Source organism: Pseudomonas sp. PvP027, from assembly GCF_017833005.1.
Taxonomy (GTDB): domain Bacteria; phylum Pseudomonadota; class Gammaproteobacteria; order Pseudomonadales; family Pseudomonadaceae; genus Aquipseudomonas; species Aquipseudomonas congelans.
Map to the genome: position 1 here is coordinate 740,777 of NZ_JAFIBK010000001.1, position 22,790 is coordinate 763,566.

Below are 22,790 nucleotides of genomic sequence, written 5' to 3' on the forward strand. Positions count from 1 at the left end.
ATGCCTGCGATGCAAACAAAAAAAGGGCCGCACCTGCCTGAGGATGCGGCCCAAAACCGTTGAAACTGTAGGTGGTACAGCTCAGTTACTTGGCAGTGATCACCGATAGCTTGGTAATCCCGGCACGTTCGATGGAAGCCATAGCGCGCGCGACTTCTCCGTAGTTGACGCCATTGTCCGCCTGCAATTGCACGCGCACGTCAGGAGCCTTGTCCCTGGCTGCCTTAAGGTTGCTTTCCAGCAAGTCCGGCTGGATTTCATCCTTGTTGATGAATAGCTTGCCTTGCCCGTCGATACTCACCACCAACGGGTCTTTTTGCTCCACTGGCGCGACCGATTCGGTCTTGGGCAGGTTGATCGGGATCGAGTTGGTCAATAGCGGCGCGGTAACGATGAACACCACCAGCAGCACCAGCATCACGTCTACCAGCGGCGTGACGTTTATCTCGCTCAGCACTTCATCGGTGTCTTGCGTGGAAAAAGCCATCTCAGGATGCCTCCTTCACTTTCTGCCCGGCGTGTGCGCCTGCAGTGCCGGACTTCAAGACCGGATGCAGCAGCACACGGAAGGCACTCTTCTGCGCCAGGCTATAGAAGTCGTGGGCAAAGTCGTCCAGGTCTGCAGCGGTCAGTTTCAGGCGTCGCAGAAAGTAGTTGTAGACCAGCACCGCAGGCACTGCGACGGCAATACCGACACCGGTTGCCACCAGCGCGGCACCGATCGGCCCGGCCACCGTTTCCAGGCTCGCCGAACCGGCCGCGCTGATGCCCTTGAGGGCCGACATAATGCCCCAGACCGTACCGAACAGACCGATGAAAGGCGAAGTGCTGCCGATACTGGCGAGGATGGCCAGACCGGTTTCCAGCGAACGGCGCTCACGAACGATCTGCTGGCGCAGTGCGCGCTCAAGGCGGTCCTGATGATTGATGGACTGACTGAGGTCATTGGCCTGCGCGCCATCCGGCACCTGAATGGCGGCGTAACCGGCCAGCGCAACCCGGGCGGCAGCACCCGGCTGCTCCTGGGCCAGTTGAGCGGCGGAATCCAGGCTTGATGCCGCCCAGAACTGCTTGTGGAACTTGCGATCCTGTGACTTCAGGCGTGAAAACTGCACCCCCTTGAGCAGGGCCAGGCCCCAGGTCGCGATGGAAAAAAGCACCAGCAGCCAGATGACCGCGTGTTCGATGGATTCAAAAGGCGAAGCAATCAGGTTCATGGCGTAGCTCTCTCTGAACAAAGTCTGAACAAGGCATGGAGTGTGTCGCGATGCGCCTTTGGTTCAGGTAGCTCGCCAGGTCAATCGAATAGCCGGGTTTGATTGTGAAACGTTATTTGATCTTGAAGCCTCATTTGATCTTGAAATCAATGGGCACGCTGACCCAGCCATCCTGGGCTACATCGCCCTGCTTGGCCGGAACGAAACTCCAGCGTTTCACCGCCGCAAGCGCGGCGTCGTCGAGCTGCTCGCGGCCACTGCTCTTCTGTATCTGAATCTCGCCGGGCTTGCCGCTGGCCAACACATGCACGCGCAAAAGCACAGTGCCTTCCCAGCCGCGACGCATGGCCAGTGATGGGTATTCCGGGGCCGGGTTGCGCAGGTAACCCGCACTGGCCGAAGCCGGGGTCACTGGTTTTGGTGCGGGCGGCGCAGGCGCGGCGACAGGGGCTGCCGATACCTGAGGTGCGGGCGGCTGCTCAACCGGTTTGGCCACTGGTTTCACGACCGGCTTGGGCGGCTGTGGCTTGGGTTTGGCAATCGGTTTTGGCGGTGGCGGCTTGACGGCCAGTTCGTCCTCGACCGGAGGCGGCGGCTCGACCACCGGCTGCACGACAGGCTCGGGGGGTGGCGGCGGTGTTTCCACAACCGGTGGCGCAGGCTGGGAAAACTCGATGGTCATCGGCGGAATTTCAGGTGGCACCACCGGCAGTTCGGGCGTCGGTTTATGGCTCAGCCAGTAAATGATCGCGGCATGGAACACCAGCGCCAGCGCACCGAGCAAAATGGCTTCACGTCGCCCGAGAATGGGCTTGGGGGTGCTTTGCAATCGCGATAACGCCAGAGGCGCACGGAAAGGACGCCCCAGATCGACCAGGTCGCCACTCGGCGTCTGGCGCCAGAGCACGTCATGTGCACTGGCTGCGGTCTGGACATTGCCCATTGATACACTCCTGCATTTTCATGATAAAAATCCAGGTTCTGTTGGTATCAGTCACCTTCCTTAGGCCGATTTGGCGAGGCAATCATCGCCGAAAGAGGCTTGTTCCTGAAAAGAATATTTGGTTAACCGGTTAGATCCTAAATGCATATAAAGATCTGACTGAATGCTTCCTTGGCCTCAGGCGGAATGCGGCTTGGATGTACGGGAAGAGACTATCGTGCCGACGTTCCGCGTCCGCTCATGAATGTGCAGTGCGGCGCAGAGCGTCACGAGAGGCATTCCCACGCTCGATGCATCGGCACGATAGCCATCAGGTAGATCACTATCGTGCCGATGCATCGAGCGCCCTGTTTGCTGGGGGTCTGTGCCGGCCTCTTCGCGAGCAAGCTCGCTCCCACAAGACCGGTTTATAACGCAGGCCTCAATGGCCGCTGTGATCACCGTGGCTGCTGTGATCGTCGCTGGTCAGTGACTTGGCGACTGCCATGACCTGGATCGATTGCTTCACGCCCTTGGCGTCTTCCACGGTCAGGGTCAGGGGCACCTGGTCGCCCTCTTTGACCTGTGCGGCCAGGCCCATGAACATCACGTGGTAGCCGTCGGAATCGAGCACCACCGGTTTGCCGGCCGGCAGGTCGACGGAGTTGACGCGCTGCATGCTCATCACATCGCCTTTCATGCTCATCTCATGGATCTGCACGGTTTTGGCAGCAGGTGAAGCAACGTCGACCAGCTTGCTGTCTGTGTCCGAGGTGATGCGCATGAACGCACCAGTGGCTGACTGGCCTGGCACGGTGGCACGCACCCAGGCGTCGTCGACGCGTGTTTCGGCCAGGGCCTGAGCGCTCAGGCCCAACAGCGAAAGGGTCAGCAACAGCGGCTTTGCAACGTTACGAATCAGAACGGTCATCAGCATACTTCCATCAAAGTGAGCAGATCTTCGGTGCATTGTTGGGCAGACAGCCGGTGCGACAACCCCAGGCGCAATACGCCGCGGGTGTCGTAGACGTAGCTGGTGGCGGTGTGCGAGATCGTGTAGGTGTCACCCAGCGGGACCTTCTCGAAGAATACGCCGAACTCCTTGGCCGTTGCGGCCGTTTCTTCGAGCGTGCCGGACAGTGCGACAAAGGTCGGATCGAAGGCCTTCACGTAGGCGTCGATCACTTCGGGCGTATCGCGCTCCGGGTCCAGGGTAATGAACACCACCTGCAGCGTCTTGCCCTCCTCGCCCATCAGTTTCCTGATCTGCGCGGCCCGCGCCAGCGCCGTGGGACAGATGGCAGGGCACTGGGTGAAGCCGAAGAAGATCATCGGCATGAGGCCGCGAAAACTCGACAGGGTCTTGACGTTGCCTTGCGAATCCTTGAGCCGGAAATTGCGGCCGACAATCTCGTTGCTCATGTCCTTGCCGTGTTTGAACGGCAATGCATTGGAGCTGCCGCAGCCGGTCAGCAGGCCAAGGCTCAGCAACGAGAGGCCAGCGACCACCTCGCGGCGTGTCAGATGTTGCGTCATGTCTTGCGTCCTCTGAGGATAAGGCGCGTGGGTTCAGACAAATTCAAAGGCGGCGAATTTACCACTCAAGGACAATGGGGAATACCGCCAATCCTGTATCAAGGCATGAGCAGACGCGCAAACGTCGCGCTCATGGGCTGCAACAGGTCATGCGACAAAACAGCACAGGCTGGCTTATCGTGCCGCCGCGCCCTGCAGGAAAAACTGGGTCACCAATGCGCCCATGCCGACGCGTGCCACACGGCCGCGGCGTTCTGCGTCGACCATCCCGGAGAGCAGCGCTGCGAACATTTCGGTAAGGACGGCGGCACCGACGTCGATCCGGAACAGACCTTCACGCTGACCACGCAGGAAAAACGCATCGAGGGCATCGGAGTAAGGCAGCCAGCGGCGCCCCCCGCTGCTTTCATCGAGTGAATCCGGGCGCCACTGGAACACCAGAAAGACCAGCATTTCGCGGTGCATGAGGTGGTTGTCGACCAGTCGCTGGAGCGCTTCCAGTGGCGGAGCATGCTGCAGGTCAGCGTCGGCGACCATCTGGTTCATCAGGTCCGAGGCGTGATTGAGCAACAGTTCCACGAGGTTGGCGCGGGTACCGCAGAAGCGGTTGAGCGTCGCCTTGCTGACGCCAGCTGCCTGAGCAATATCCTTGAGCGTACCGTTGGAATGGTCAACCAGCGCAACGGCCAGGGCCTTCAGAAATTTGTCGTCAGCAGGTAATTCCATTGGGTACGTCTTCAACTCGTATAAGTGGCGGGCGGCGCATTGTGCAGAAACCTTACTGCGTTCTCAAAGCCTATACACAATTAGTCACTAAAGCCTCATGTGAGTCAATATTGACTCATCGGCTTTCAGAGTGGATCATTCGCGGCTTTAGCATCTGATGGGCTGCGGCCGGGTGAATGATGAGTAGTTTCAGCGATTGGCGTGTCATGCCTGCAATAGCCCTGCTGGCAGCGTTGGGCCTGGCCGGGTGCGAACAGAAACAGCAGCAGGATCACGCTGCAGCGAAGCCCCCCAAAGAGGTAGAGGCAATTACCGTCAACACCGAATCGTTCACGGTCGTCGATGAATTGCCCGGCCGTATCGAACCGGTGCGTGTGGCGCAGGTTCGCGCCCGGGTGGCCGGTATCGTGCTGAGCCGCAACTTCGAGGAAGGCGCCGACGTGAAAGCCGGCGCAGTGCTGTTCCAGATTGATCCGGCGCCGTTCAAGGCCGCGCTGTCCAAGGCGCAAGGAGATCTGGCACGTACCCAGGCCACGTTGTTCGAGACTCAGGCCACGGTCAAGCGCTATGAGTCGCTGGTGGAAATAGAAGCCGTGAGCCGCCAGACCTTCGACACGGCCCGCTCTGCACTGCAAAACGCTGTTGCAGCGAAGCGTTCGGCCGAGGCCGATGTGGAAACAGCCAGGCTGAACCTGGGCTATGCCACCGTCAAGGCGCCTATTTCAGGCCGCATCGGCCGCGCCATGGTCACCGAGGGCGCGCTGGTCGGTCAGGGCGAAACCACGCTGCTGGCAACCATTCAACAACTCGACCCGGTCTACGCCGACTTCACCCAGCCAGCCGCCGAGGCCTTGCAGATGCGCGCCGCGATACAGGAAGGCCGCTTGCCCAAGGGCGGCGAAGACGCGTTGTCACTGAGTGTCGACGGCACCGATTACAAGAGCACTGGCACTCTGCTGTTTACCGATGTCGCAGTGGACCGGACCACCGGCCAGGTTTCGTTGCGTGCCCGCTTTGCCAATCCCAAGGGCGTGCTGCTGCCCGGAATGTACGTACGGGTACGCACACCACAGCGCGTCGACAGCAACGCCATTCTTGTTCCGCAGCGCGCCGTTCAACGCTCCGGTGACGGTGCAGCCCGCGTGCTGGTGATTGCCCAGGACGGCACGGTCGAGGCGCGCCCGGTAAAAACCGGGGCGATGCAGGATTCGCGCTGGCAGATCACCGAAGGTCTGAAGGCGGGCGAACAGGTCATCGTCGGCAACATGACCGGGCTCAGCTCCGGCGACAAGGTCGCCCGCAAATCGCCCTCCGCACAGCAGCAGGCCACGGCGCAATAAAGCCGCCTTCAGCGCGATCAAGGATCACTGTCCATGTCTCTTTTCTTTATCAAGCGCCCCAACTTCGCCTGGGTACTTGCCCTATTCATCCTCCTCGCCGGGCTGATGGCGCTGCCGTCTCTGCCTGTGGCGCAGTACCCGGACGTGGCGCCACCGCAGATCACCATCACCGCAACCTACCCCGGCGCATCCGCGAAAGTGCTGGTCGATTCGGTGACCAGCGTCATCGAGGACGAGCTTAACGGTGCCAAGGGGATGCTGTATTACGAGTCGACCAGCAACTCGACCGGCAGCGCGGAAATCAACGTGACGTTCGTGCCGGGCACCAACCCGGACCTGGCTCAGGTCGAGGTACAGAACCGTATCAAGAAAGCCGAAGCACGCTTGCCGCAGACGGTCCTCAGCCAGGGCCTGCAGGTCGAACAGGCCAGCTCCGGTTTTCTGTTGATCTACACACTGAACTACAAGGACGGCGCGGCCAACAAGGATACCGTCGCGCTGGCCGACTACGCGGCACGCAACGTCAATAACGAAATAAGCCGGGTGAACGGTGTCGGCAGGCTGCAATTCTTCGCTGCCGAAGCCGCGATGCGGGTGTGGATCGATCCGCAGAAGCTGGTGGGCTTCGGGTTGTCCATCGACGATGTGAATGCTGCCATCCGGGCGCAGAACGTGCAGGTGCCGGCAGGCAGCTTCGGCAGTAGCCCGGCCTCGTCACTGCAGGAGTTGACCGCCACGCTGGCGGTCAAGGGCACGCTGGACAACCCGGAAGAGTTCGGGCGCATCGTTCTGCGTGCCAACGAAGACGGCTCTGCGGTGCACCTGTCCGATGTGGCCCGCGTAGCCGTCGGCAGCCAGGATTACAGCTTCGAATCACGCCTGAACGGTCAGCGTGCCGTCGCCGGTGCCGTTCAGCTGTCGCCGGGCGCCAACGCGATCCAGACGGCCAGAGCCGTCGAGCAGCGGCTCACCGAGCTGTCGGTCAACTTCCCGGAAGGTGTCGGGTTTTCGATACCGTACGACACCTCGCGCTTCGTCGATGTGGCCATCGACAAGGTGATCTACACCCTTATCGAAGCCATGGTGCTGGTGTTTCTGGTGATGTTCCTGTTTCTGCAGAACATCCGTTACACGCTGATCCCGACCATCGTGGTCCCGGTGTGTCTGGCGGGGACACTGGCGATCATGTACCTGATGGGCTTCTCGGTGAACATGATGACCATGTTCGGCATGGTGCTGGCCATCGGTATTCTGGTCGACGACGCCATTGTGGTGGTGGAAAACGTCGAGCGGATCATGGCTGAAGAAGGCCTCTCTCCCGCCGCCGCCACGGTCAAGGCGATGCAGCAGGTTTCCGGGGCGATTTTCGGCATCACGCTGGTCCTCGCCGCCGTGTTCCTGCCACTGGCATTCATGGGCGGCTCGGTCGGGGTGATCTATCAGCAGTTCTCGCTGTCGCTGGCAGTGTCGATTCTGTTCTCGGGGTTCCTGGCCCTGACGTTCACCCCTGCGCTGTGTGCCACGCTGCTCAAGCCGATCCCGGCCGGGCACCATGAAAAGCGCGGTTTCTTCGGTGGTTTCAATCGTCTGTTCGGCAAGTTCACCGACCGTTACGAGCGCGTCAGTTCCAGCATGATCAAGCGCGCCGGCCGCTACATGCTGCTGTACGTCGGTATCGTCGGTCTGCTGGGCTTTTTCTACCTGCGCCTGCCGGAGTCCTTTGTGCCCGTGGAAGACCAGGGCTATCTGATCATCGACGTGCAACTGCCTCCCGGTGCAACCCGTTCGCGTACCGACCTCACTGCGCAACTACTCGAGAACTATATGCTGTCCCGCGAAGCCACGGGTGCGGTAACCATGCTGCTGGGGTTCAGTTTCTCGGGCATGGGTGAGAACGCCGGTCTTGCGTTCCCGACCCTGAAGGACTGGTCGGAACGCGGCAAGGGCCAGTCGGCGGCGGAAGAAGCGGCGGCGTTCAACCAGCATTTTTCCGGGCTCGGCGATGGTACGGTGATGGCGGTGACGCCACCGCCCATTGACGGTCTGGGCACCTCGGGCGGCTTCTCGCTGCGTCTGCAGGACCGTGCGGGCCTGGGCCGTGAAGCGTTGCTGGCAGCGCGCGACAAGCTGCTCGGCGAAGCCAACGGCAATCCGAAGATCCTCTACGCGATGATGGAAGGTCTGGCCGAAGCGCCGCAATTGCGACTCAACATCGACCGCGAAAAAGCCCGGGCACTGGGCGTGAGTTTCGAGTCGATCAGCAACGCCCTGTCCACCGCCTTCGGCTCCTCGGTGATCAGCGACTTCGCCAATGCCGGACGTCAGCAGCGCGTGGTCGTACAGGCCGAGCAGAGTTCGCGAATGACCCCGGAAAGCGTGCTCAAACTCTACGTACCCAATAACAGCGGCACGCTGGTGCCGTTGGGTGCCTTCGTTTCCACGCACTGGGAACAAGGCCCGGTGCAGATCGCTCGCTACAACGGCTACCCCGCGTTCAGGATTTCCGGCGACGCAGCGCCGGGGGTCAGTACCGGCGAGGCCATGGCGGAAATCGAACGGATCGTTTCCGAGCTGCCGCAAGGCATCGGTTACGAATGGACCGGCCTCTCCTATCAGGAAAGACTCGCCAGCGGCCAGGCGGCCGGACTGTTCGGCCTGGCACTGCTGGTGGTGTTCCTGCTGCTGGTCGCGCTGTATGAGAGCTGGGCGATCCCGCTGGTGGTGATGCTGATCGTACCCGTCGGCGCGCTGGGTTCCGTGCTGGCCGTGACGGCCGTCGGCCTGCCCAACGATGTGTATTTCAAAGTCGGCCTGATTACCATCATCGGGCTGGCGTCGAAAAACGCGATTCTCATCGTCGAGTTCGCCAAGGAGCTGTGGGATCAGGGCCATTCACTGCGCGACGCGGCACTTCAGGCTGCGCGGCTGCGCTTTCGGCCGATTGTCATGACGTCGCTGGCCTTCATCCTGGGCGTGGTGCCGCTGACCCTGGCCACCGGCGCAGGTGCAGCGAGCCAGCGCGCCATCGGCACCGGTGTCATCGGCGGCATGCTCAGCGCGACGTTGCTGGGCGTGGTTCTGGTGCCGATATTCTTCGCCTGGGTCCTGTCCGTGCTGCGCCGCAAACCGCATGCGCAACAGATTGCCGACGACTAGCAGTTGCCTGAGAAGCGATAGGCAGGAGGCGGCCGGCGAGTGTCAATCCCGCTGGCCCGACCTCGGCTCCGTGTCGGCTTGCGCGTCCGCAGAGGACTTGACGCGGGTCCAGGCCGGCAACGTACCGGTCGCGATTTCCGACGCCACATTCACCCGGTTGCGACCTTGCGACTTGGCGGCGTACAACGCGCGGTCGGCAAGCTCGATCAGGCTACGCTCATCGAGTTGTCGATCCGTGCCCATGAATGTCGCGACACCGAGGCTGATCGTCACGATGCCAAACGGGCTGGCAGGATGTTCGATCTGCTCGTCACGGATCGCCTGCAGGATCTTCTCGGCCACCTGGCGAGCGTTCGACTCGTCAGTACCGGGCAACACCACCGCGATCTCTTCACCGCCATAACGGGCGGCGACGTCACTGGGACGACGAATGAACTGCTCGACCACTCGGGCCAGCGCAATCAGGCATTCGTCACCGGCCAGATGACCGTAATGATCGTTGTAGCGTTTGAAATGATCGGCATCGATCAGAATCAACGACAGCAGGCTGCGCTCGCGTCTGGCGCGCTTGAATTCGACTTCCAGAAACTGATCGAAGCGTCTGCGATTGGCCAGCCCGGTCAGCTTGTCTTCAGAGGCGATCAACTCCAGGTGCTGGTTCAGCTGGATCAGGGCTGCCTGGGAATCAAGCAACTGGTCTTCTGCGCGTATGCGACTGTGAATATGCCCGATCAGACGAACGCCGAGTCCGATCACCAGACCGAGCAGCACCAGCATGACCAGAATGGATTGCTTGGTCTGGCCCAGCCAGTCGAGCATGGCTTCTTTCTGGCCCAGAGCGACAACGGTCACGATCGGGTAGACATCACTGCGTTTGAACGCATAAAAACGCGCAACGCCGTCAATTCTGGAAACGAATTGAGCCGTGCCTGAGATCAGGCCGCGTTTCGAGGTAAAAATGGGCGTCGATGACAGGTCGCGACCGATTTCCTGCTCCAGATGGGGATAGCGCACCCGCAGCTGTCCGGTCGTCGACGTCAGACTGATGATGCCGGTTTGTCCAACCTTGATATCCGAATAGAATTTCAACAGATGGTCGACACCGATGGTGGCGACCATCAGCCCGGCAAAACTCGCGTCGGGATTATTGATGCGCCTGCTGACCGATATGACCCATTCGCCTGAGGCACGGCTGCGAATCGTCGGGCCGATGTAAGGGGTTTTGTCAGGTGTTTGCAGATGGTGCTGAAAGAACTGGCGCTGCCCGCTGTTGATGCCAATGACTTTGGGATTGCTCGAGAAGATGCAAATCCCGTCAGCGTTGTACAGCGACACGGTGTCAATCTGCGGCAGCGCGCCCATTTCACGCGCTATGACCCACCTGAGACGCTCGATCTGTTCAGGCCCGACGCCGTCCTTTTCGACACGTTCCGTCAGGCCGATCAGCATCAGCTCGCTTTGCTTGAAAATGCCGTCCGTGTAGGTGCTCAGCGCTCCAGCCAGATTGATAGTGCTGGTCTGGATGTTTTCCAGAGTGTTGCGGCGCGCGGTCCATGCTTGCCAGGCCATCAACATCACCACGCAGGCGCACACTACGAAGATCAGCCATGACGCAAGCCGAAGGTCGCGTTTCAAAACATGCCTCCACAACAGGTGAGAACCAGTGCATATGGTTTTTCTGAAAACCGGACCTGATTGCTCAGGGGCCATCGACAATCCTTTCGCTATCAACTGCCATTGTCGGCAAGTGCTCGGCCATACCTGGAAGGCCTGGCATCGATAAAAGCATGCCAGTGAGTGGCATCATAATGCCACGTAGAGCTGTCTATGGGTTGATCGGGGTTGAACATACGGACGCAGGCGCACACTGGATCACAGTGGCGCCTGATTTTATGGCGGGCTGTAAGCGCGACCGGCTTACAGGGACGAGACGGGCTGTCGGGAATGGCCGGGGGTCAAGCCGTCTCGGCGACAGGCTTGCGTTGCACAGCAGCTTCCAGTTCGCGTACCAGAGGCAGTACGTGCTGGCCGAAATAGGCGACCTCTTCCTGGAAATGCAGGAACGCTGAAAGCACAAGGTCTACGCCGACGGACTTGAGTTCCACGATGCGCTCGGCAATCTGCCGGGGTGTGCCAATCAGGTTGGTCTTGAAGCCATCGTTGTACTGCACCAGATCCTGAAAGGTGGATTTGGCCCAGTTACCCTCGCCTTCCGGACTCGACTGGCCGGCCTGTTTCGCGGCATCACCAAAGGCGTTGACGGCTTCGGGATCAGCCTTATCGACGATTTCGGCGAGCACGGCACGCGCCTCCTCTTCAGTATCCCTGGCAATGATGAAGGCATTCACGCCGATCTTCACCGAATGCCCGTTTGCGGCAGCCTTGGCTCGAATGTCATCGACCTGAGCCTTGATGCCTTCGACGGTATTGCCGTTGGTGAAATACCAGTCCGACACCCGCGCCGCCATATCGCGCGCGGCCCGCGAACTACCGCCTTGAAAGATCTCGGGGTGAGGACGCTGGATCGGCTTGGGCTTGAGGGTGTAATCGTGGAAGCGATAGAAATCACCCTTGAAAGTGAAGTTGTCGGTAGTCCAGATCCCCTTGAGCGCTCGAATGAACTCCTCGGAGCGCCGATAACGTTCATCATGCTCCAGCCAGGGCTCACCGATGGCCTGGAACTCGCCCTTGAACCAGCCACTGACGATATTGACCGCGACGCGCCCCGCGGTGAGCTGATCAATGGTCGCCAGTTGCTTGGCGGCAACCGACGGCGTCCACGGCCCGGGCAATATCGCGGCAATAACCTTGAGCTTTTCGGTCGCGGCCAGTAGTGCGTGGCTGAAGGCTACGGACTCGTGCTGGAACTCGGCGCCATATCCGGCAGTAAAGCGGATCTGCGTCAGCGCATAGTCGAAACCGGACTGTTCGGCGATCTGCGCCAGTTTGCGGTTGTAATCGATAGTCCAGCTGGTGCGCTGCTCAATCTTGCTGACTACCAGCCCACCGCTGACGTTCGGTACCCAGTACGCAAATTTTATGGACGATTGGCTCATGTCGGTACTCCTCTGGCTGCAAGCTTCCCGAGCGCATTAAGCACCAGGGCCTGCATACCCATAGAGCAGCAACCGTGCCATTCAATAAAACACAGGCAGATCAAAGCGTTGCAACGGCTGGACATACGGCGTCAACTGTCCGTGCCACATCAGGCTGTGGAACCACTGTTGCCGGAGCAACAGCTTTAATGGATTTTTGGCCGGATGCGGGAGGCGATTCGCTGAAAACAAGCCGACGAGAGGCAGCTCGCCCTGCTATCCAGAAGCGCATTACGGTAGTAAATTTTGGATCCAACGAACCCGCATTCATCCGCAGGAGCACCGATGAAATTGCATGCCTGTTTTCTGGCCCTGATGATCCCTGCCCTGTCGGCGCATGCCGAAGGCAAAACCCTATCCATACCTCATGATCCGACCGGTCAGCACGCACTGGTAGAGAAAAGCGGCAGCGCAAAGGAGCGCGTGGTGATCACCCGGCGTGAAGGCATGCTTGGGGTGATCTACTCCAAGCGGGTCTATAACTGCGCCAACCATACGGTGAACCTGGTCGGCACCGGTTCCACTCTGGAAATCATGGAACAGGCAAAGGCCGTGAGCGGCATGGGCCCGGTGATTCGTGACTCCACGGCTGACTACATCGAATCCGAAGCCTGCAGTTGATCCCGACTGATCGAGCCAGCCCCGGCTGAATCCGCAACATCCGAAAGCGCCTCCCATGAGGCGCTTTTTTCGTTTCTGTCGTTGCGTTTCGCGGCGAGGAGCAGCACCGCAAAAAACACTTGCACCGAAAGTATTACGGTATACCATCAGACAACAATAACTCATCACGCCGGTGCAGGCGCCAGGATTTAAGCGAGGTAAGTGTCATGAAGTTTTCGTTGTTCGTGCACATGGAACGCTGGGATGACAGTGTCAGTCATCGCCAGCTTTTCGAGGACCTGACCGAGCTGACGCTGATGGCCGAGCAAGGTGGCTTCAGCACAGTCTGGATCGGCGAACACCACGCGATGGAATACACCATCTCGCCAAGCCCGATGCCTCTGCTGGCGTATCTGGCGGCCAGGACCACGCGTATTCATCTGGGCGCCGGCACCATCATTGCGCCGTTCTGGCATCCATTGCGGGTCGCGGGTGAATGCGCGCTGCTGGACGTGATCAGCAACGGGCGCATGGAAGTCGGCCTGGCACGCGGCGCCTATCAGGTGGAGTTCGATCGCATGGCCGGCGGCATGCCAGCCTCCGAAGGCGGCAAGGCGTTGCGTGAAATGGTCCCGGTGGTACGTGCGCTGTGGCAAGGGGACTACGCCCACGATGGCGACATCTGGAAATTTCCGACCTCGACTTCCGTGCCCAAGCCGATCAACACGCCCCCGATGTGGATCGCTGCGCGCGACCCCGACTCGCACAATTTCGCCGTGCAGAACGGCTGCAACGTGATGGTCACCCCATTGATGAAGGGTGACGAAGAAGTTGTCGACCTGAAGAACAAGTTCGAAGCCGCGCTGGCCAATAACCCCGACGTGCCCCGCCCGCAATTGATGGTACTGCGCCACACGCATGTGCATGCCGCAGATAATCCTGAAGGCTGGAAAGTGGGCGCCACTGCCATCGCGAAGTTCTACCGCACTTTTGACGCGTGGTTTGGCAACAAACAGACGCCGGTCAACGGTTTTCTGGCGCCCAGCCCGGAAGAGAAATTCAAGGAGCGTCCGGAGTTCGAGCTGGGCAACATCCGCAAAAACACCATGATCGGTACTCCGGAGGAGATCATTCCGCGTATTCGTCATTATCAGGAGTTGGGTGTAGACGAGTTCAGTTTCTGGTGCGACAACAGCCTGCCGCACGCCGAGAAGAAGAAATCGCTCGAGCTGTTCATCAAGCATGTGGTGCCGGTGTTTCGTTGAGCCGAGCGAGCGGTTTCCAGACTGTATTGATTATTGTACCCATGCTCTGCGCTCATCGTTATACGCAAGTCCTGGAGGCTCCAAATAAAAGGCTTCCAGGCTTCTGCCCGAATCGAAAATCACATTGCGACTCTCGTTCCCACGCTCCGCGTGGTAATGCCTTTCGTGACGCTCTGCGTCACACAGCGGTTCGGTGACATCAGGTGGATTGGTGTTTGGCTCAGGTCACCTTTGCGCCCTTACGGCGCCTTACTTTGAGGGACCAAAGTAAGCAAAGTCCCAGCTCCGTTTCCGGCCCGACTTCGTCGGGTTCCTTCGCCCTGTCACTGATCCGGGGGTCGCCGCAACGGGCCATCCATGGCCCGGTGCGGCTAACTCGGCGTCCTGCTGCTCTTCAACCGAACAGCATCCCCCGGATCAGCGCCAGGACTCAGCCGTCACTTACGTCGCACTCTACGTCGTCTGTGCCATCGCGATTAAAAGGTGCTTTTATTATGGGCACGACAGCCCTCTCAATGGTTGTAAGCCCGCTCGTTATGCTCGGCCAGGTCCAGGCCCATTTCTTCCATTGATTCATGCGCGCGCAGGCCGATCAGTGCCTGGACGGCCTTGAGGATGATCCAGCTGACCGCGAAGCAGTATACGGTGGTGAACAGCACGCCTTTGATCTGGGCAATCACTTGGGCCGCCATGCTGACATCAGGTACCAGGCCGCCCAGTGAGGGGACGCAGAACACGCCGGTCAGCACTGCACCGATCATCCCGCCGATGCCATGCAGGCCGAAGACATCGAGGCTGTCGTCATAGCCCAGGCGTTTCTTCAGCACGGTCACGCTCAGGTAGCAGAACACCCCGCACAGCACGCCAATCGCCAGTGCCCCGCCGACTCCGACGTAGGCACACGCCGGGGTGATGCCGACCAGCCCTGCCAATGCACCGCTTGCCAGACCCAGGGCGCTGGGCTTGCCGACCTTGAGCCACTCGGTGAACATCCAGCCGAGTATCCCGGCGCACGCCCCCACTTGCGTGTTGAGCATGACGATGCCGGACGTACCGTTCAGCCCGCCACCGGAACCGATATTGAAACCGAACCAGCCAACCCAGAGCATCGCCGCGCCGGCCATGGTCAGGCTCAGGTTGTGCGCTGGCATCGGGGTGTTCTGATAACCCTTGCGCTTGCCCAGTACCAGGCATGCCGCCAGTGCCGCGACACCGGCATTGATGTGCACTGCGGTGCCGCCGGCGAAATCCAGCACGCCCCAGTTGTGCATCAACGCACCCGCCCCGCCCCAGACCATATGGGCAACCGGCGCATACACCAGGGTGAACCACAGCGCCATGAACAGCAGCGCCGCAGAGAATTTCATGCGCTCGGCGAAGGCCCCGGCGATCAGTGCCGGCGTGATGATGGCGAAGGTCATCTGGAAGGTCACGAACACACCCTCCGGAATGTCGCCAACCAGACTGTCCGGCGTCATGCCGGCCAGAAACGCACGACTCAGGCCGCCAACGAAGCTGTTGAAACTCACCTGCCCTTCGACCATGTTGCTGGTGTCCACCACCATGCTGTAGCCGTAGATGACCCACAACACGCCCACGACCCCGGCAATACCGAAACACTGGGTGAACAACGACAGCATGTTCTTGGCCCGTACCAGACCGCCGTAAAACAGTGCCAGCCCCGGAAGGCACATGAACAGCACCAGTACGGCTGCGGTGGCCATCCAGGCGGTGCTGCCGGTGTTCAGAACGGGTGCGTCAGCTGCCTGCACAATCGGAGCAAAGGCGCCGAGCGCGAGTAAAGCTGTAAGGGATTTGCCGTGTAGACGATTGACCATGTTCAAAGCTCCCGCAAATGAATGGAAAGTGTCTGGCAGCAAAGAGGGTCATTGGGACAGGCGAGACTCTTCGGCCTCTTGAGGTTCATCGTCGTGCACTCCGTGGGTATGCACTCAATTCTCGCGGGGGCCAACGTGATCAAAAATCACATTGCGACGCTCGTTCCTACGCTCCGCGTGGTAATGCATTTCGTGACGCTCTGCATCACACAGCGGTTCGTTGACATCAGATGGATTGGTGTTTGGCTCAGGTCACCTTTTCGCCCCTCGGCGAGTTACTTTGATGGGGCCAAAGTAACCAAACCCCCTGGCTCCGTTTCCGGCCCGACTTCGTCGGGTTCCTTCGCCCTGTCACTGATCCGGGGGTCGCCGCAACGGGCCATCCATGGCCCGGTGCGGCTAGCCTGGCGTCCTGCCAGGCTACCCCCGGATCAGCGCCAGGACTCAGCCGTCACTTACGTCGCAATTTGCGTCGTCTGTGCCATCGTGATCGAAAAGCACGTTATGGCGTCAGTCAGTACATCGCGTTCGAAAGCACGTTATGGCGTCAGTAACCCGACCCTGAACCCGGAATCCATGACGTTCCGGCCAGGGGCACTCGGGCCATGGCTGCTGACTCGACGGTCAGTGCCACCAGATCTTCCGGGTCAAGGTTGTGCAGGTGGGATTTACCGCATGCACGGGCCATGGTCTGGGCTTCGAGGACGAGTACGCGCAGGTAGTTGGCCAGCCGCCGGCCGCCTTCGACCGGGTCGAGACGTTTGGACAGTTCCGGGTCCTGGGTGGTGATGCCCGCCGGGTCGCGGCCGTTCTGCCAGTCGTCGTAGTAACCCGCTGCCGAGCCGATCTTTCTCAGTTCTTCGTCGAGGCGCGGATGGTTGTCGCCCAGTGCTATCAATGCCGCCGTGCCGATCGCCACTGCGTCGGCACCCAGCGCCATGGCCTTGGCCACGTCGGCGCCGTTGCGGATGCCGCCGGAGACGATTAACTGCACCTTGCGGTGCATGCCCATTTCCTGCAGCGCCTGCACGGCCTGCGGGATGGCAGGCAGAATCGGGATGCCGACGTGTTCGATGAACACTTCCTGAGTCGCCGCCGTACCGCCCTGCATGCCGTCGAGCACTATCACGTCGGCGCCGGCTTTCACGGCCAGTTTCACGTCATAGTAAGGACGGCTGGCGCCGATCTTCACGTAGATCGGTTTTTCCCAGTCAGTGATCTCGCGAATCTCGGCAATCTTGATCGCCAGGTCGTCAGGGCCGGTCCAGTCCGGGTGACGGCATGCAGAACGCTGATCGACGCCGACCGGCAAGGTACGCATGCCGGCGACACGTTCGGTCACTTTCATGCCCAGCAACATGCCGCCGCCGCCAGGCTTGGCGCCCTGCCCCAGCACGATTTCGATGGCATCGGCCTTGCGCAGGTCGTCCGGGTTCATGCCATAGCGCGATGGCAGGTACTGATAGACCAGATGCTGCGACTGGCCACGCTCTTCCGGGGTCATGCCGCCGTCGCCGGTGGTGGTGCTGGTCCCCGCGATGGTCGCGCCACGGCCCAGTGCTTCCTTGGCGTTGGCCGACAACGCGCCGAAGCTCATGCCGGCAATGGTTATCGGGATTTTCAGATACAACGGCTTCTTGGCAAAACGATTGCCGAGCACCACGTCGGTGCCGCACTTCTCGCGGTAGCCTTCCAGCGGGTAGCGCGACACGCTGGCACCGAGCAGCAGCAGGTCGTCGAAGTGCGGCAGCTTGCGCTTGGTGCCGCCACCGCGAATGTCGTAGATGCCGGTTTCCGCAGCACGCTGGATTTCCTGAATGGTCAGGCGATCGAAAGTGGCCGACTCGCGCAGGACTGGAGCAGGTTTGTGGCTGATAGGGTCGCTCATGGTAATGCTCCTGGATCAGTACGCGGAGGCGTTATCGACTTTGAAGTTGTACAGCTGACGGGCCGAGCCGTAGCGTTTGAAATCCGCTGCCTTCTCGTTGAAGCCCGCGCGATTGAGCAACTCCTGCAACTCCTGCAGATGCTCTTCACGCATCTCCTTGGCGATGCAGTCAGAGCCCAGTGACTCGACCTTGCCTTTGACGTAGATCCGCGTCTCATACAGCGAGTCGCCCAGCGCATCGCCGGCGTCGCCACAGACCACCAGCCGCCCGGCCTGGCCCATGAAGCAGCTCATGTGGCCGATGCTGCCGCCGACCACGATGTCGATGCCTTTCATGGAAATCCCGCAACGCGCCCCGGCATCGCCTTCAATCACCAGCAGGCCGCCATGTGCTGTCGCGCCGGCCGCCTGCGAGGCGCTGCCCTTGACCCGCACAGCGCCGGACATCATGTTTTCCGCGCAGCCGACACCGACGTTGCCGTGCACGGTGATCGACGCTTTCTGGTTCATCCCCGCGCAGTAGTAACCCGCGTGGCCCTGGATATCGACGGAGATGGCTTCGTTGACGCCGACCGCCAGGTTATGTGCGCCATCGGGATGCGTGACCAGCCATTCGCGGTCCTGCAATTGCTTGGCCTGATCGTGCAGGGCCTGATTGAGATCACGCACGGTGGCGCTGGAAAGATCGACGGTTTTCATGGGCGTGCTCCCTCGGCTGGCTCGCGTTCCCAGATGTACATGGTGGCCGGGACCGGTTCCCAGACCCTGGCGTTTTCGATCCCCGGCAGGCTGGAAAGCGCCTGGTATTCCGAGGCCATGGCGACGTAGTCATCGGTTTCGGCAAGGATCGCCGGTTTGCAGGCGATCGGGTCGCGAATCACCGCAAAACCATTGCGTGTGCCGATGGCGAAGGTAAAGAAGCCGTCGAGGTCTTCAAGCGACTTGTCGAGCGCCTGTTTCAGGCTGTCGCCCTGCTGCAGACGCCAGGCCAGATAACCCGCGGCCACTTCAGTGTCGTTGTCGGTCTCGAAGTGAATGCCCTCGCGGCGCAGGTTCTGGCGCAGGCGAAAGTGGTTGGACAGCGAGCCGTTGTGCACCAGGCACAGGTCGGAGCCCGTCGAGAATGGGTGACTGCCTTCCATGGTCACGGCGCTTTCGGTGGCCATGCGGGTGTGGCCGATGATGTGACTGCCCTGCATCGACGCCAGGCCAAAGCGTTCGGAAATCTCCCGCGGCAGGCCCATGCCCTTGAGGATCTCGATACTCTGACCGGCACTCATGATGCGCACGGTGGGTGCCAATTCCGCCAGCACAGCGCGCACCGGAGCTTCTTCTGCCTGAATTTTCAACACCACGGCACTGGCGTTCTGAAACCAGTCCAGCGGCGCGTTCAACCTGCCTTGCAGCGCCGCAATCAGCGCCGTGAAATCATACTGTTCGGTAGTGGCCTGCAAGGTCAGCTTGACCCAGCCCTGCGCCACTTCATCCCCATAGATGGCGAACCCGGCACTGTCCGGTCCGCGGTCGGTCATGGCTTCGAGCATCGGCTCGAACAACTTGCCGAGTTGCGACTCCAGCGCCGGGTTTTTCAGATACAAACCAACGATTCCGCACATAAGCCTCACCTTGTTCGGGAGCGGCAGGCTTCAAGCTGCAAGCCAACCGCATAGACAGAAAAATCAAATACGCCGCAATCCAGCTTCTTCTTGCAGCTGGAAGCCTGAAACGTGCAGCTAGAAAAACTCGATATAGCGTTTCACTTCCCAGTCGCTCACGTGACGGCTGTATTCCACCCACTCCATGCGCTTGAGGCGGATGAATTCGTCGACAATCTCGCTGCCCAGCACTTCGGCAAACAGCGGGTCGGCCTGCAACGCATCGCAGGCTTCGTTGAGCGACTGCGGCAGGGTCTTGATGCCCCGTGCGGCAATCTCTTCCAGGCTCAATTTGTAGAGGTTCTCGTTGCAGACGTGATCGATTTCCAGTTGCCGGTCGATACCGTCGAGCCCTGCGGCAATGATCGCGGCGCTGACCAGATACGGATTGCAGCCGGCGTCGGGCAGACGAAACTCCAGGCGGCCATAGGGCACGCGCACCATCGCCGAGCGGTTGTTGGCACCAAAGGCAATGAAGGCCGGAGCCCAGGTGGCGCCCGACAGTGAATTGCCGACCACCAGGCGTTTGTAGGAGTTGACCGTGGGTGCGGCAAAGGCACACAGCGCAGGGCCGTGAGCCAGCAGGCCCGCGGCAAAGTGATAGGCCAGCTTCGACAACCCCATGCCGGAGGGATCGCTGGCATCGTGGAACAGGTTCTTGTTGCTGGCACTGGCGATCGACAAGTGAAAGTGCATGCCATTGCCGGCACGCTTGGGGTCGGGCTTGGGCATGAACGAGCAGATCATGCCCATGTCATTGGCGATCTCACCGGCGGCCATGCGAAAGAAGGTAAAACGGTCGGCCGATTCCATGGCCTCGCTGTAGGTGTAATTGATCTCGAACTGGCCGTTGGCGTCTTCATGATCGATCTGATAGATGTCGAAACCCACCGGCTGCAATGCCTCGGTCAGGCGCTCGAGAAACTCGCGAGAACGCGACAGCCCCTTGTAGTCGTAGCACGGCTTGTCGAGGTTATCGCTGGCATCGACCATCTGCAGGCTGCCGGTGACATCACGCTTGAACAGGCTGAACTCGGGCTCCAGGCCGGTATTGAGGGTCCAGCCGCGCTGGCTGAGGCGTTCGACCTGCTGCTGCAGCACATAACGGCTGTCATAAGGCCAGGGTTTGCCATCCACATGCCCGATGCACACCACCCGACCATAGCCCGGCTGCCACGGCACCGGTGTCAGCGATGACAGATCGCCCCTGGCCATGAAGTCCGGCCCGTGAGGCTCCATGCCCATGCCGCAGATTGCGAAACCGGCAAAGCCGGCACCGTCCTCTGCAACCATTTCAAGACCTGTCACAGGAACCGATTTGGTCTTGGCCGAACCATGAATGTCGACGAACTGGGCCAGTACGTACTTGATGCCGTGCTGTTCGATCAGACGTTGTGTTTCGGGTGGCAACATGGGACGTGTCTCCTGGCAAAAGCAAAACGTTTCAGGGAAGGACCGCTATTCACTGCCTTTCGGGATATATTCCGAACAGGAAAGTTACTTTCCCTTTAGGAATGCAAGGCGCTTGCCAGTTTGGTATGCCAGTTAAACGAGGCGACTCAGGAGGGGTAATTCAGCTGTTTATATGGGAAACTCGTTTTCCCTCTGGGAATAATCTGCAATCCGGCAGCGCCACGGCCGTAGCGAAACGCACATTCCCAGTGCGAAATAAAAATTATTGAACGGAAAGTGTGCAAAGCCGATGAATATGCCGACCGACCCTCATCCGAAATTGAAGCTCGAACAGTACCTGGGCATTCAGATCAAGCGTCAGCGCCAGGCACAGGAACTGAAGCTCGCCGACGTGGCGCGCATTGCCGGTATTAGCCAGGGCATGCTGAGCAAGATCGAGAACGCGCAGGTCTCGACCAGCCTCGACAACCTCAGCCGCCTGTGCGACGTGCTGGGCATGCCCATGTCCAAACTGTTCAGCCAGTACGACCAGCAAGGCAGCAGCGCCCTGCTGGTGAAGGCCGATGAAGGACTCGAAGTGGTGAGGCGCGGCACCGAGAAAGGCCACACCTATCACCTGCTCAACCATACCCGTGGGCCGAAGAAGAGTTTCGAGGCGTACATGGTGACGATGGACGATGCCAGCGAAGAGTTTCCGACCTTCTCACACCCAGGCACGGAGTTCCTGCACCTGCTGGAAGGTGAACTGATCTACCGTCATGGCAACCAGCTGTATCCGATGCAGGCCGGTGACAGCCTGACCTTCGACGGCGACATTCCCCATGGCCCCGAGCAACTGGTGCAAGTGCCGATCAAACTGCTGTCGATCATGAACTACGGGGCGCACGGAGATTGACGCCAAGCGAGAAGCAGTACGCCTGCAGGCGTACCGCTGTTGCGGGGACTAGAAGTATTTCAGCCAGCTGATATCCCGACGACGTGCCTTGAGCGCAGCGAACCAGCGCACCGCCGGGAACAGCAGTATGGCCAGTACCACCGACGTCAGCCAGACACCCCACATGTGGTCGAAACCGAAGTAGGTGCCCTGATTGGTCCCCCAGATCGCCAAGGCAATCAGGTAGAGGATCTTCAGCACGTAAAGGTGCAGCAGGTAGAAAAACATCGGCGCCGAACCGAGCACCACCAGCGGCCGCAAAACGCTTTTTTCCTGACCACGTTCGAAGGCGATGAGGATCAACAGACCAATCCCCAGCGTCAGGCAGATGAACAGCAGCGAGGGCGGGTATTTGGTGATGTTGAAGAAGCTCATGAGCGTCTGTATACCGCTGTCGCCGACGCTCCACGGCTTTTCACCGTAGCCGTTGATCAGGCGCAGAACCACGAAGCCCAGCAACGCCCCTGCCCCACACTTCCACAGATTCGCACGGCGTTTCGCCGCATCGTAGCTGCTTGAGAACCAGGGGCCTGCGGCGTAGCCCAGTGCGATGATGCCGATCCACGGCAACAACGGATAAGACGTACGCAAGCGCAGGTTATCGGAAGCCTCGATCCAGCCACGGTCGTGCAGAATCGCCCACGGCACGTGCATGGCCGACTCGACACCGAAATGCAGCGTGTCCAGCAGGTTATGCCCGGCGATGATCAGCACACCGATGAGCACCAGTGCCCAGCGCGGCAGGAACACCATCAGCGACAGCGCGACCATGCTCAGGCCGATGGCCCAGATCACTTGCAGGTAGATGATGGTCGGCGGGAACTGGAAGGTCCAGGCAAAGCTCACCAGCGTGAACTCCAGCGCAATCAGAAACAGACCGCGCTTGAGCAGGAACGCCGAAACGTCGGTTTTGCCCTGGTGTTTCTCGCCATAGAGGAACGCCGAAAGCCCGGTCAGCAGGACGAACAGAGGCGCACACAAATGCGCCAGCGTCCGACTGAAGAACAGCTCGGGCGCAGTGGTTGTGACGTCCATCGGGTCGATGACCTGATGGTGCATGAAGAACGTTTCGCGGACATGGTCCAGCAACATGAAAAGAATGATCAGCCCGCGCAGAGCATCGATCGAGCGCAGCCGTGATGCGGGTGCCCGGGTTGAGTGAACAGCTGTTGTCATGAAAGATCCAGATCCGTGGGCGGAAGTGC

19 protein-coding genes are annotated in these 22,790 nt (G+C 60.2%); 5 read left to right on the forward strand and 14 right to left on the reverse strand.

From position 1 onward, the window contains the following. Window positions 1-85: 85 nt before the first annotated feature. The 6 genes from JOE33_RS02770 to JOE33_RS02795 all read right to left on the reverse strand — a co-directional run bounded on the left by JOE33_RS02770 (window position 86) and on the right by JOE33_RS02795 (window position 4,401). Window positions 86-487 carry a biopolymer transporter ExbD gene (locus JOE33_RS02770; RefSeq protein WP_004412667.1) on the reverse strand — a complete coding sequence of 134 codons (402 nt, stop codon included), beginning with the start codon at window positions 485-487 and terminating at the stop codon, window positions 86-88. Between the two features lies 1 nt (window position 488). Beyond that, window positions 489-1,217: a MotA/TolQ/ExbB proton channel family protein gene (locus JOE33_RS02775; RefSeq protein ID WP_010437171.1), complete on the reverse strand. Its 729-nt coding sequence runs from the start codon at window positions 1,215-1,217 to the stop codon at window positions 489-491. Window positions 1,218-1,347: 130 nt separating this feature from the next. Further along, window positions 1,348-2,160 (reverse strand): energy transducer TonB, encoded by an 813-nt coding sequence (locus tag JOE33_RS02780; protein ID WP_010437168.1) that lies wholly within the window; start codon window positions 2,158-2,160, stop codon window positions 1,348-1,350. A gap of 421 nt (window positions 2,161-2,581) precedes the next feature. Further along, window positions 2,582-3,076: a copper chaperone PCu(A)C gene (locus JOE33_RS02785; protein ID WP_025991000.1), complete on the reverse strand. Its 495-nt coding sequence runs from the start codon at window positions 3,074-3,076 to the stop codon at window positions 2,582-2,584. Continuing rightward, on the reverse strand, window positions 3,070-3,675 hold the full coding sequence (locus JOE33_RS02790) for an SCO family protein (RefSeq protein WP_003424002.1): 606 nt from the start codon (window positions 3,673-3,675) through the stop codon (window positions 3,070-3,072). The genes JOE33_RS02785 and JOE33_RS02790 overlap by 7 nt, the downstream gene beginning before the upstream one ends. Before the next feature lie 174 nt (window positions 3,676-3,849). After that, complete coding sequence (locus JOE33_RS02795; RefSeq protein WP_003317850.1) at window positions 3,850-4,401, reverse strand: LacI family DNA-binding transcriptional regulator; 552 nt, start codon at window positions 4,399-4,401, stop codon at window positions 3,850-3,852. A 179-nt stretch (window positions 4,402-4,580) separates the two neighbouring features. Between JOE33_RS02795 and JOE33_RS02800 the strand changes: the two genes are divergently transcribed. Together JOE33_RS02800 and JOE33_RS02805 are read left to right on the forward strand one after the other, a co-directional pair. Continuing rightward, on the forward strand, window positions 4,581-5,741 hold the full coding sequence (locus tag JOE33_RS02800; protein ID WP_025991001.1) for an efflux RND transporter periplasmic adaptor subunit: 1,161 nt from the start codon (window positions 4,581-4,583) through the stop codon (window positions 5,739-5,741). A 33-nt stretch (window positions 5,742-5,774) separates the two neighbouring features. Beyond that, window positions 5,775-8,897 carry an efflux RND transporter permease subunit gene (locus JOE33_RS02805; RefSeq protein WP_187626003.1) on the forward strand — a complete coding sequence of 1,041 codons (3,123 nt, stop codon included), beginning with the start codon at window positions 5,775-5,777 and terminating at the stop codon, window positions 8,895-8,897. Window positions 8,898-8,939: 42 nt separating this feature from the next. Here the strand turns inward: JOE33_RS02805 and JOE33_RS02810 are convergent, their stop codons facing one another. Together JOE33_RS02810 and sfnG are read right to left on the reverse strand one after the other, a co-directional pair. Further along, a complete protein-coding gene (locus JOE33_RS02810) occupies window positions 8,940-10,532 on the reverse strand; it encodes a sensor domain-containing diguanylate cyclase (RefSeq protein ID WP_010433412.1) in 1,593 nt (530 codons plus the stop codon). A gap of 320 nt (window positions 10,533-10,852) precedes the next feature. Further along, the gene (gene sfnG, locus JOE33_RS02815; protein ID WP_010433415.1) at window positions 10,853-11,953 is read right to left on the reverse strand and encodes a dimethylsulfone monooxygenase SfnG; all 1,101 of its coding nucleotides are present in this window, start codon (window positions 11,951-11,953) and stop codon (window positions 10,853-10,855) included. A 324-nt stretch (window positions 11,954-12,277) separates the two neighbouring features. On the opposite strand from sfnG, the gene JOE33_RS02820 reads away from it, so the two are divergent. Then, window positions 12,278-12,613 carry a hypothetical protein gene (locus JOE33_RS02820; RefSeq protein ID WP_010433418.1) on the forward strand — a complete coding sequence of 112 codons (336 nt, stop codon included), beginning with the start codon at window positions 12,278-12,280 and terminating at the stop codon, window positions 12,611-12,613. Between the two features lie 206 nt (window positions 12,614-12,819). Then, window positions 12,820-13,857: an LLM class flavin-dependent oxidoreductase gene (locus JOE33_RS02825; protein WP_096125807.1), complete on the forward strand. Its 1,038-nt coding sequence runs from the start codon at window positions 12,820-12,822 to the stop codon at window positions 13,855-13,857. Window positions 13,858-14,369: 512 nt separating this feature from the next. On the opposite strand, the gene JOE33_RS02830 is transcribed toward JOE33_RS02825, so the two are convergent. The 5 genes from JOE33_RS02830 to glnT form a co-directional block, all read right to left on the reverse strand. After that, the gene (locus JOE33_RS02830) at window positions 14,370-15,695 is read right to left on the reverse strand and encodes an ammonium transporter (protein WP_209924033.1); all 1,326 of its coding nucleotides are present in this window, start codon (window positions 15,693-15,695) and stop codon (window positions 14,370-14,372) included. Window positions 15,696-16,242: 547 nt separating this feature from the next. Continuing rightward, on the reverse strand, window positions 16,243-17,583 hold the full coding sequence (locus tag JOE33_RS02835; protein ID WP_010434814.1) for an FMN-binding glutamate synthase family protein: 1,341 nt from the start codon (window positions 17,581-17,583) through the stop codon (window positions 16,243-16,245). A 15-nt stretch (window positions 17,584-17,598) separates the two neighbouring features. Next, complete coding sequence (locus JOE33_RS02840; RefSeq protein ID WP_032614689.1) at window positions 17,599-18,282, reverse strand: protein glxC; 684 nt, start codon at window positions 18,280-18,282, stop codon at window positions 17,599-17,601. Next, entirely contained in the window at window positions 18,279-19,199 is a 921-nt protein-coding gene (locus tag JOE33_RS02845) for a glutamine amidotransferase family protein (protein WP_096140493.1), read from the reverse strand. The genes JOE33_RS02840 and JOE33_RS02845 overlap by 4 nt, the downstream gene beginning before the upstream one ends. Window positions 19,200-19,316: 117 nt before the next feature. Then, complete coding sequence (gene glnT / locus JOE33_RS02850; protein WP_010434809.1) at window positions 19,317-20,651, reverse strand: type III glutamate--ammonia ligase; 1,335 nt, start codon at window positions 20,649-20,651, stop codon at window positions 19,317-19,319. A 289-nt stretch (window positions 20,652-20,940) separates the two neighbouring features. Between glnT and JOE33_RS02855 the strand changes: the two genes are divergently transcribed. Next, window positions 20,941-21,546, forward strand: coding sequence for a helix-turn-helix domain-containing protein (locus JOE33_RS02855; protein ID WP_003423969.1), 606 nt, complete (start codon window positions 20,941-20,943; stop codon window positions 21,544-21,546). 48 nt (window positions 21,547-21,594) lie between these two features. Here JOE33_RS02855 and JOE33_RS02860 read toward each other — a convergent pair whose 3' ends face one another. Beyond that, window positions 21,595-22,761 (reverse strand): DUF1624 domain-containing protein, encoded by a 1,167-nt coding sequence (locus JOE33_RS02860; RefSeq protein ID WP_187626233.1) that lies wholly within the window; start codon window positions 22,759-22,761, stop codon window positions 21,595-21,597. Window positions 22,762-22,790 lie beyond the last annotated feature (29 nt).

Coding starts and splice junctions, on each gene's coding strand:
- JOE33_RS02845 (WP_096140493.1), bottom strand. CDS start 19,199: ATGTGCGGAATCGTTGGTTTGTATCTGAAAAACCCGGCGCTGGAGTCG.
- JOE33_RS02770 (WP_004412667.1), bottom strand. CDS start 487: ATGGCTTTTTCCACGCAAGACACCGATGAAGTGCTGAGCGAGATAAAC.
- JOE33_RS02825 (WP_096125807.1), top strand. CDS start 12,820: ATGAAGTTTTCGTTGTTCGTGCACATGGAACGCTGGGATGACAGTGTC.
- sfnG (WP_010433415.1), bottom strand. CDS start 11,953: ATGAGCCAATCGTCCATAAAATTTGCGTACTGGGTACCGAACGTCAGC.
- JOE33_RS02795 (WP_003317850.1), bottom strand. CDS start 4,401: ATGGAATTACCTGCTGACGACAAATTTCTGAAGGCCCTGGCCGTTGCG.
- JOE33_RS02820 (WP_010433418.1), top strand. CDS start 12,278: ATGAAATTGCATGCCTGTTTTCTGGCCCTGATGATCCCTGCCCTGTCG.
- JOE33_RS02805 (WP_187626003.1), top strand. CDS start 5,775: ATGTCTCTTTTCTTTATCAAGCGCCCCAACTTCGCCTGGGTACTTGCC.
- JOE33_RS02835 (WP_010434814.1), bottom strand. CDS start 17,583: ATGAGCGACCCTATCAGCCACAAACCTGCTCCAGTCCTGCGCGAGTCG.
- JOE33_RS02785 (WP_025991000.1), bottom strand. CDS start 3,076: ATGCTGATGACCGTTCTGATTCGTAACGTTGCAAAGCCGCTGTTGCTG.
- JOE33_RS02840 (WP_032614689.1), bottom strand. CDS start 18,282: ATGAAAACCGTCGATCTTTCCAGCGCCACCGTGCGTGATCTCAATCAG.
- JOE33_RS02860 (WP_187626233.1), bottom strand. CDS start 22,761: ATGACAACAGCTGTTCACTCAACCCGGGCACCCGCATCACGGCTGCGC.
- JOE33_RS02780 (WP_010437168.1), bottom strand. CDS start 2,160: ATGGGCAATGTCCAGACCGCAGCCAGTGCACATGACGTGCTCTGGCGC.
- JOE33_RS02830 (WP_209924033.1), bottom strand. CDS start 15,695: ATGGTCAATCGTCTACACGGCAAATCCCTTACAGCTTTACTCGCGCTC.
- JOE33_RS02775 (WP_010437171.1), bottom strand. CDS start 1,217: ATGAACCTGATTGCTTCGCCTTTTGAATCCATCGAACACGCGGTCATC.
- glnT (WP_010434809.1), bottom strand. CDS start 20,651: ATGTTGCCACCCGAAACACAACGTCTGATCGAACAGCACGGCATCAAG.
- JOE33_RS02800 (WP_025991001.1), top strand. CDS start 4,581: ATGAGTAGTTTCAGCGATTGGCGTGTCATGCCTGCAATAGCCCTGCTG.
- JOE33_RS02790 (WP_003424002.1), bottom strand. CDS start 3,675: ATGACGCAACATCTGACACGCCGCGAGGTGGTCGCTGGCCTCTCGTTG.
- JOE33_RS02855 (WP_003423969.1), top strand. CDS start 20,941: ATGAATATGCCGACCGACCCTCATCCGAAATTGAAGCTCGAACAGTAC.